This window comes from Pedobacter kyonggii (assembly GCF_004310665.1).
In the GTDB taxonomy this organism is placed as follows: Bacteria; Bacteroidota; Bacteroidia; order Sphingobacteriales; family Sphingobacteriaceae; genus Pedobacter; species Pedobacter kyonggii.
The window spans coordinates 18746-28066 of the sequence record NZ_SIXF01000047.1 but is presented as its reverse complement, the minus strand read 5'-3'; the positions used below and the strand labels follow the sequence as shown (position 1 = coordinate 28066).

Below are 9321 nucleotides of genomic sequence, written 5' to 3'. Positions count from 1 at the left end.
GGGCAGACAGCTGAAATTAAGAATTTACTCAATAGATCATAGCTACCCATAGCATCAGGATCACTAAAAGAAATACTTAGCGCTAATATGTTACCTGAAATATAGCCAGGAGGGGATGTCTATTTCATTTTTATGCCTAAAATAAAATTTCGACCCCAAATCTGTTCAGAAATGCCAATCAAAAATGAACTTCCGCCTATAAATATAATTATCGCGGAATAAAATCAGGTGATATTCATTTTTAGAACTTAGTAATATTCAGATTACGACAGACATGCGGATTTTAGGAGCTATCGGATCAGGATGACGAACAGCCGATATTTAATGCAACTCTTCAATTATAATTACTAATTGAGTATTTTAACTTCAAGTTTATCTCTAAAAAAATCTTTAAGCTGCTTACCATCACCATGTAAAGTCCATACTTGTTTTGGCTTAACTTTTTCTATCGTTTCTAAAATTGCATCCCAATCAGCATGATCAGAAATATAAAGTGAAATCCCGTTTTGTTGTTGCAGATTCTTCCATCCAGAGGCAAAGGCACGCACTACATTAATGGCCTTATGGTAACTGTGAAAAACCATTGGCGGCACAATATAAACCTGGTGCTCTTGATTATTTTTCATCACCTTTCTATCGTATATTTTGTAATGCCCTACTTTCATCCCGTAATCTTCGTAGATTTTAACAAAAGGCATAATACTGTGGTGAACCATAACGTTCTTCGTAGGGCAATGCGCGTTGAGCAGTTGGATAATCCGCTGGCTCTTACCCAATGCATAAGAACCAAGCATGATATTCGCATTGGTTTCATTCAGCTTTTTAATTTCCTCTATTGGTGAAGGATGTTTGGTTTCTGGATTAGCAAAGGTACTTTCCGTAATCAACACATCCGCTTCAACAAACTCGAAAGGCTCACAGGTATTATCGGGCTCAATCTTATAATCACCAGTATAAAGGTATTTTATTCCTTTATACTCCATTAAAACCTGTGCAGAGCCCAAAATATGACCAGCAGAATAGAAAGTAATAGTTATGTCTTTTATTTTGAAGGATTCATGATAGCTTTTGGTAAAAAAATCGACCGCGGCAAATTTACGGTACCGATGTTTCATAAAAGTTGCGCTAGCAGCAGTACAGTACACATTTTGGCTTCCTCCAATAGCATGATCGCCATGTGCATGTGAAACTACTGCTTCTTTAACGGGTTGTTGTGGATCGAGGTAAAAATCGCCGTAAACACAATACAAACCTGTTGGCGTAATGGTAATAAAATCTTCTAAAATCATTTATTGCGAGTGAATTGAATTTAAGGATTGAATGATTTGAGTAGATTAAGCATTAGAACTTTTATATTCTTCGGCCGCCTTAAGGAATTCTTGATGTAAAGCTAAAACCTGTTCAATTATAGATTCTTGCTCATCATTTATGATAAAATGGTTGGCCATTTTCGATTTTTCTTCGTCGCTCAACTGTTTATCCATACGTGCTTTAACCTGCGCTGCTGTTACCCCATCGCGCAGCATTACCCGCTTCATTTTGATTTCGTAAGGAGCAGTAACCAGGATTGTGGTATCGCACATTTTATAAGAGCCACTTTCGAACAACAAAGCAGCCTCTTTTAAAGTGTATGGCGTGCTTGGTGGGATCACTGCTTCCCAGGTATCAAATGCCCTAAAAACTGCAGGATGAACTAAGGCGTTCAGTTTTGCCAGCGCATCCTCGTTATTAAAAACGATGCCGGCAATATGTTTGTTGTTCAGTTTCCCATCTTCAAAATAACTTTCATTTCCGAAGGCAGATTTTATTCCTTCCACCAACAAAGCATCTTTGCACATGATTTCTTTGGCAGCGGTATCTGCATAAAACACAGGAATCCCCAATACCTCAAAAACTTTGCAAACCGTTGTTTTACCGCTGCCTATACCACCTGTTATACCTACTTTATACATTATTTTTGTACGATGAAATCTATTTTGGAAGGGATTACGCTTACCAGTTTACAATAATCAGGAAACTCGGTTATCTTCACCGTAAACTGACGGTGCTTTAAAATTTGCCATTCGCCCACATCAATAGTGGCTGTAATAAAACTCTCGTCAACCTGATCAAAATTACTTAAAGCGACTAAAAAGGTAACTTTAACTTTTTTAGGATAGAGTTTAATGCTGTTATAACTTTTGTTATTTGTAATTTTTAAAGGAACCTCAATGGTTTTTTCGGTAAACTCATCAACTGGCAATTTAACCTCTACCGATGAGGGGTAAATGCTTACATTTTTATGAATACTGTGCTGTAGAGCTATCCTTGTAGTACTGCTGCTCTGTATTTTATCCTGCTTAAGCGTATCTGTAGGCCAGAACTTTATTTTTGCTAACTCTTCTATAGGTCCGGCAACTTTAACATATTTTGGGTTGAGAATAACCTCACTAGAAATGCCATATTGCTTTTCAAAGCTTAGTTTATCGATCAGTTTTACAGGAACTTTTTTCACTACCCGTTTGGTGAAATCGAAATATAGGGTATCGGGCTTAACGGAAATTACCTTTTGTGTACTTTCTAATTGCCTATTGATATTGAAAAGCTGATCGGAAAAAACTATAAAATCTTTGGTATTGAGCTGGCTTAAATTTACATTAACGGAAGGTGGACTGATCCTTAAACGGGCAAAAAGCAATTGCCAGCCGGTACCTTCAACCTGTAAATCTATAGTATCAGACTGTAAGGGATAAAATGCTCTTTTAGTAGGTGTATTTTTAAAAACCAAAACGGTTTTTGCCACATAAATATATTTGTTGTTTAATGCCATAAAAAGCCATGCCGCTATAGCCAGCAGCAAGCAGGCCAATAAGCTAAACACACGTCTTTTTTCAATCTTCGTTAACCTAATGAAGGGCATAATAAATTAAATATTATCTGTAAGCTGGAAAAATATTATCCAAAATGCATTTAATCAAATGTAGTAAAACAAAAACAGTCCCGAAAATTTTCGGGACTGCGCTTAAATTTTATTAATTTATTAGGCTTTAGGCGCTACAACTGCTTTGGTTGCATCTAAAGAAACTGCTGATTTATCGAAACGGATCTTTACACCACCTTCAACCTCAATTAAAAAAGTTGTTTCATTCATATCGGCAATACGGCCGTGAATACCTGCGGTAGTTACGATTTTATCTCCTTTTTTCAATTCTGCAACCAATTTTTTATGGTCTTTAGCTTTTTTAACTTGCGGGCGGATCATGAAAAAGTAGAAAACTACCATGATTAGTACCATTGGTACGATTGTAGTTAGCATGTTACTACCACCTGCTGCTGCCTGTAATATTACTGTTGATGTCATTTCTTATTTATTTGTGTTTTTGTGAATTTTGATCATTAAGGATTATTGCCATAAACAATCGAACCAATTTATTTTTTTGCAAGCACCTCTCCTACCAAATGAACAGTGGTTACCGTTGGATTTGCATTTGACGTAACGGTTACTATTTTATCTTGCATGCCCATTTTACCTTCGCTATTAAAAACTACGCTAATTATCCCTTCCTTACCAGGTAAAATTGGCGCTCCAGGTACCTGTGGAACAGTACAACCACATGTTGCGGTTGCATTTGAAACAATTAGTGGACTTTTACCTGTATTTTTAAGTTTGAAATCGTGTTTAACTTTCTCACCTTGCGTTATTTTACCGAAATCGAAAATATCTCGTTCGAAAACAATAACAGGCGCATCTGCAGGAGCAACTTTTGCTGTTTTTGAAGTGTCGTTCCCAACTGAAACTGTTGTTGCACTTTCGCCAGTTTGATTATTTGCATTACGACATGCTGCAAATGAAAGTGCAGCAATAGCCAAGATAAATGTTCTTTTCATTTTTAATCTTCGATTAATCCGCGGCCAATCTTTTTAATGGTGTTGTTTTTCTTAAGATCGCCTAAAATTTTGTCTAAAATACCGTTAATAAATGAATTACTCTTCGGTGTACTGTAATCTTTTGATAACTCTAAATATTCGTTGATGGTTACTTTAACCGGAATAGATGGAAAGTTTAACAATTCGCAAATGGCCATTTTCATTAAAATTGTATCCATTAATGCAATCCGCTCCGATTCCCAGTTTTTGGTTCTATCGGCAATCATTTCCTGATATTTCGCATCGTTCTGCAAAGTATGTACGAAAAGATCCTGAACAAATTTACTATCTTCAACCCAATCGGCACTAATTTCGGTCAGTTTGTTTTTAAAAGGATCTTCGAAAGTAAAGTTTTTCAGGGTTTTGGCCACCATACCTTTCATCACTTCATGATCTACCTGCCAGTTGATAAATTTCTCTTCAAAAACCTGCAAAATGGCCTGGTTTTTTAAAATGATTTTCCTGAAAATGTATTTGATAATATCTTTTGATGATTCTAAACTTTCGTTAGGATCGGCAAGATAATCGGCATATTCTTTGGATGCTTTTAAGGAATTGTAAACTGTTTTACGGATTTCCGGATCGAAACCCCAGTCTACTTTATATTTTTTAACTGCAGATACGTACTCGGGATTCTGCTGCATTAAAACGCTAAACTTATTGTGTAGCAATTTCATGTTGGGATTAATATCCTCTGCGGTTTTAATAAACTTATTTGCGCGCTCTGCGGCGTCGTTAGCAGTAAATTCGGTAACTTCTACCATTAAAGACAACATCCAGATGTACATTTCGTACACGCTATCGATGCTCTGCATTAAAGTTTTTAAATCACCTTTAATGTCTTTTTTGTCTGCCATGTGCCAAGCAAAAATATTTTGCAAAGCTTTGATTCTTAAGTACCTTCTGTTTAACATGAATGTAAGAACGAGTGCGGTTTTTTAAAACCTGTTTTAATAATTATGATTTAATATGACGATTTAATTTTTTTAACATCTGCTATCCTTTTCTCGGCAATGCGATTGGCTGCAATATTTGTTGATATATTTTCGGTTTTGCTTAACTTAATTACACTTCGGGTAGCATCGTAAATATTCTCTGTAAGCTGTACAGTACGTTTTTTACCAAAACCCGTTAACTCAGAATAGCAGGAGATTAATCCACCGGCATTAATTAAATAATCAGGCGCAAATAAAATCCCTTTCTTCAAAAGTAATTCGCTATCTAAAACCTCATCTTTTAACTGATTGTTTGCTGAACCTGCAATAATTGCAAACTTCATTTTTTCGATGGTTTTGTTGTTAACGGTAGCGCCCATTGCACATGGAGCATAAACATCGGCATCTGTTGTAAAAATTTTATCGGCTTCGATCGGTTTTGCTTTATATTTCCGGGCAACATAAGTTAATTGCTCCTGGTTAATATCGCTAATCAAAACTTCGGCGTTTTCTTTTCTTAATAATGCAACCAAATGCTCACCAACATTTCCGATACCTTGTACTACAATGGTTCTTCCGGCTAGCATATCCGTACCGAAAACCTCTTTAACACTTGCTTTAATGCCTAAATAAACACCTTGTGCAGTAAAAGGAGCCGGATTACCAGCACCTCCGATTGATTCGGGAACACCAGTAACATAATTGGTTTCCATACGGATATATTCCATATCGCGTGTATTGGTACCCATTTCTTCTGCTGTAATGAATTCGCCATTTAGGTTTTTAATAAACCTACCGTAGCTGCGCATTAAAGTTTCTGTTTTATCTTTTCTTGAATCGCCGATAATTACGCCTTTTCCACCACCCAGATTCAATCCAGTTATCGCTGCCTTGTAAGTCATTCCACGCGATAAGCGCAGTGCATCTTCTAAAGCTTCGCCTTCTGTGCTATAACTCCACATGCGTGTTCCACCTAAAGCAGGGCCCAATGTGGTATCGTGTATAGCAATAATTGCTTTTAAACCTGTATCTGGATCGTTGCAAAAAACCAACTTTTTATGCCCGTAGACACTTAATTGATCTAAAATTGAAAAATCTGACGGAGAATTTGCTGGCATATTGAACGTTCGGCTAAACCTGCTGCAAAATTAAAATAAAAAACCATTATTACACGTATTTAACGAAACTATAACAAAATTAATTCGATAGAGATGGTTTTTTGAGCTAAACCTGGCAGGTTTGCTAAGCCTGTAAGTCTAAACCACAACACGATTAGGTAGCCATATTATTTTAGAAAAGCAGGGTTCGGTACATTTGGGTTACAAAAGCCCCGCTATGCGCTTCAAATCCTTGACTCGTACCTCGCCTGCGGGTTTTACGCTCCTATCGGGTTTAGGTGGCAAAGACTTCCAAAGCTTCAAAGGGCAAAGTGCCGGCAAAATCAGAAGTTTGAAGTAGCGTGATAACGCTGCGTTAGGGATTGTAAGGGCCCAGTACTGATCCTTCATCTGTACCGTAGCGAAGCGGAGCCCTGAAAAGCCCGCCCCTTGCGCAGCTTGGGTAACGCCCAGATTAGTAAAGCCGTTAATTAGCCCTACAAACTCACAGCCCCCAACCTGGAAGATTGGAAAGAGTGTCATCATTTTTTAAAGCTTAAGCACTAAAAGATAAATATGCGTCATGAAATAACAAAATTATCTAAGTTTGTATGGAATGAAACATTTAAGCCGATTAAACAAATACTTTCTGAAATATAAATGGTGGATTATACCCGGAAGTATTTTCGTGGTAATTTCTAATATTTTTGGCGTAGTGCCTGCCCAGGTAATTGGTTATGCAGTTGATCTGATTACCGAAAACATTCAGATATTTAATCTCTTTTACGGTTTCGATCGCCAGGCTATAATTTACGATATATTTAGCAGCAATCTTCTATTTTTTGGTTTGCTGGTTATTGCACTTTATTTATTGCGTGGATTGTTCTTATTCTTCATGCGCCAAACTATTATTTTAATGTCGCGGCATATAGAGTTTGATATGAAGAACGATATCTACCAACATTATCAGGAGCTTAGCTTGGGTTTTTACCGTCGGAATAACACTGGCGACTTAATGAACCGTGCTACAGAAGATGTTAACCGGGTAAGGATGTACGTTGGTCCGGCGATTATGTACACGATTAATACTTTTGTGCTATCGGTACTTATTATCTGGTCGATGTTTGATGTAAATGCAAAACTAGCCATTTACTGCTTATTACCTCTCCCTTTTCTGGTGGTGATTATATACTATGTAAATACGCTGATCTTTAAAAAAAGTGGCAAGATACAGGAACGTTTGTCAGATCTTTCGAGTTTTGTGCAGGAGCGTTTTTCGGGGATCAGGATCATTAAATCCTACGTTCGGGAGGATTATACCAGAAACATGTTCTCCATCCAGAGCAATGATTATAAAAAAGATTCGATGAGCCTGGTTAAAGTATCGGCCTTGTTTTACCCTACTATGCTTTTATTAATTGGCCTGAGTACCATATTAACCATCTACATTGGCGGTATCCAGGTAATGAATGGCAGTATCACCTCAGGGAATATTGCCGAATTTATCATTTACATCAACCAGTTAACCTTTCCGGTAACCATGCTGGGCTGGGTTACTTCTTTAATTCAGCGGGCTGCTGCATCGCAAAAAAGGATAAATGAATTTTTGGATATCCAATCTGATATCCAATCGAAAGAAACTGCTGAAATTGAGCTAAATGGCAATATCAAGTTCGACCAGGTAAGTTTTACCTACCCAGATACAGGGATTGAAGCCTTAAAAGATGTGAGTTTTGAGATTAATAGTGGCGAATTTGTAGCCATAATCGGAAAAACGGGCTCCGGAAAATCGACATTGGCCAATCTGATTATGCGGATGTATGATGTAGAAAATGGTGCTATTGATATTGATGGAAAAAATATTAAAGCCTTAAATCTAAAAGATTACCGCAGCCAGATAGGCTTTGTACCACAAGAGGTTTTCCTCTTTTCAGATACCATTAAAAACAATATTGCCTTTGGTTTAAACCAGGTTACCGATGAAGAAGTGCATAGTGCTGCTAAAAATGCCTCGGTTTACACCAATATTATCGATTTTGAAGAAAAATTCGAAACTATGCTGGGCGAACGTGGAATAACCCTCTCTGGAGGTCAAAAACAACGCGTTTCTATCGCCAGAGCATTGATTAAATCGCCTAAGATTTTAATATTCGATGATTGTCTTTCGGCGGTTGACACTAAAACCGAGGAGGAAATACTACAAAATCTTGGTAAAATTATGGATGGAAAAACAAGTATTTTAATTGCCCACAGGATTTCTACCATTAAAAATGCAGATAAAATTTTGGTACTGGATAATGGCAAAATCATTGAACAAGGCACACACAATGAATTACTTAGTTTAAATGGCAGCTATACCGAGCTTTATAACCACCAACTTTTGGAGGAGGAAACCCGAACTATTTAAATTGTATTAAAATTGTATTTTGAACTTTAAATATTTGCTTTATATTTACCGAAACCAAAAACCAACATCAATACCAACCATGGGAGAATTCGACAACAAGGAAAGAGAAGAAGTTTTTTCAAAGAAAGTAAGAGCAGGTAAGAGAACTTATTTCTTCGACGTGAAGGCTACTAGATCGGGTGATTATTATTTAACAGTTACCGAGAGTAAGAAAAGATTAGAAGACGGTGTATTTGTAAAACATAAAATCTTTTTATACAAAGAAGATTTCGAAAAATTTGCAGAAGGACTAAATGAAACTGTTGATTACATCAAAACTCACCAAGATGTGGTTGAAAAACGTTATGAATATTCTGAAAATGGAGAACATAGCACTAAAGCAAGCGACGATTTTACTTTTTAAGTAATTATAATTTCAATAAAAAAGCCTCATGATTTAAAAAAATCGGGAGGCTTTTTTATGTGCTTAATATTTTATTTTATGCCTCCGCCTGCAAGCACTGCCAACAGCAAAAGAAAATAACTGGCTATCAATATGATGGTAATTACACCCCAAAATTTAAAGAGCGATTTTACATGGGCAATGGCATTGTTTAAATTTTCCTGATCGCCGAACAAAACCCCTTGTTTAACTTTGGCCGAAAAACGCAGCAGCAATAAACTTGGATAAAAAAAGAACAAAGCCAACAGCAGATAAAATATGGTAATACCAGTTGCACCAATACCGCCCAATGGCCCCAATTGATTGAGCATCCCTGGATTGGCCGTTACCGCAGCCCCTATTCCAAACGAACCTAAGGTTAAAAATGCCGAGATAACAAAACCCACAACCGATAAAAATCTTGCCCATTTACTCATATCGTAAAAATAGCTCCGCATCTCTTCGGTTACGATTAGTTTTACTTCCTGAGGCACTTCATTTTCAAAATCTTCCATTTATCTCTATCTATTTTGGGCTAAACTTAGATAAAATATA

Annotated in this window: 10 protein-coding genes; 2 read left to right on the top strand and 8 right to left on the bottom strand. The window is 36.9% G+C overall.

Annotation, left to right across the window (positions count from 1 at the left end; genetic code table 11):
• Positions 1 to 347 precede the first annotated feature (347 nt).
• From EYS08_RS24690 to EYS08_RS24660, 7 genes are all read right to left on the bottom strand, one after another.
• Entirely contained in the window at positions 348 to 1289 is a 942-nt protein-coding gene (locus EYS08_RS24690; RefSeq protein ID WP_131032565.1) for an exonuclease, read from the bottom strand.
• A 45-nt stretch (positions 1290 to 1334) separates the two neighbouring features.
• Positions 1335 to 1952 (bottom strand): dephospho-CoA kinase, encoded by a 618-nt coding sequence (gene coaE, locus EYS08_RS24685; protein ID WP_131032564.1) that lies wholly within the window; start codon positions 1950 to 1952, stop codon positions 1335 to 1337.
• A complete protein-coding gene (locus tag EYS08_RS24680) occupies positions 1952 to 2899 on the bottom strand; it encodes a YbbR-like domain-containing protein (protein ID WP_244216041.1) in 948 nt (315 codons plus the stop codon). Before EYS08_RS24680 ends, coaE begins: the two co-directional genes overlap by 1 nt.
• A gap of 120 nt (positions 2900 to 3019) precedes the next feature.
• Positions 3020 to 3340 (bottom strand): preprotein translocase subunit YajC, encoded by a 321-nt coding sequence (gene yajC, locus EYS08_RS24675; protein WP_116253395.1) that lies wholly within the window; start codon positions 3338 to 3340, stop codon positions 3020 to 3022.
• Between the two features lie 68 nt (positions 3341 to 3408).
• Positions 3409 to 3867 carry a DUF1573 domain-containing protein gene (locus EYS08_RS24670; protein WP_131032563.1) on the bottom strand — a complete coding sequence of 153 codons (459 nt, stop codon included), beginning with the start codon at positions 3865 to 3867 and terminating at the stop codon, positions 3409 to 3411.
• Positions 3868 to 3869: 2 nt separating this feature from the next.
• Positions 3870 to 4820: a transcription antitermination factor NusB gene (nusB, locus tag EYS08_RS24665; protein WP_131032562.1), complete on the bottom strand. Its 951-nt coding sequence runs from the start codon at positions 4818 to 4820 to the stop codon at positions 3870 to 3872.
• Between the two features lie 50 nt (positions 4821 to 4870).
• Positions 4871 to 5959, bottom strand: a complete 1089-nt coding sequence (locus EYS08_RS24660; protein ID WP_029275979.1) for a Glu/Leu/Phe/Val family dehydrogenase — start codon at positions 5957 to 5959, stop codon at positions 4871 to 4873.
• A gap of 595 nt (positions 5960 to 6554) precedes the next feature.
• On the opposite strand from EYS08_RS24660, the gene EYS08_RS24655 reads away from it, so the two are divergent.
• Both EYS08_RS24655 and EYS08_RS24650 read left to right on the top strand, forming a co-directional pair.
• Positions 6555 to 8345, top strand: a complete 1791-nt coding sequence (locus EYS08_RS24655; protein ID WP_131032561.1) for an ABC transporter ATP-binding protein — start codon at positions 6555 to 6557, stop codon at positions 8343 to 8345.
• A gap of 79 nt (positions 8346 to 8424) precedes the next feature.
• Positions 8425 to 8748 (top strand): DUF3276 family protein, encoded by a 324-nt coding sequence (locus EYS08_RS24650; protein WP_029275977.1) that lies wholly within the window; start codon positions 8425 to 8427, stop codon positions 8746 to 8748.
• A 71-nt stretch (positions 8749 to 8819) separates the two neighbouring features.
• Here the strand turns inward: EYS08_RS24650 and EYS08_RS24645 are convergent, their stop codons facing one another.
• On the bottom strand, positions 8820 to 9281 hold the full coding sequence (locus EYS08_RS24645; protein WP_131032560.1) for a hypothetical protein: 462 nt from the start codon (positions 9279 to 9281) through the stop codon (positions 8820 to 8822).
• Between the last annotated feature and the right edge of the window lie 40 nt (positions 9282 to 9321).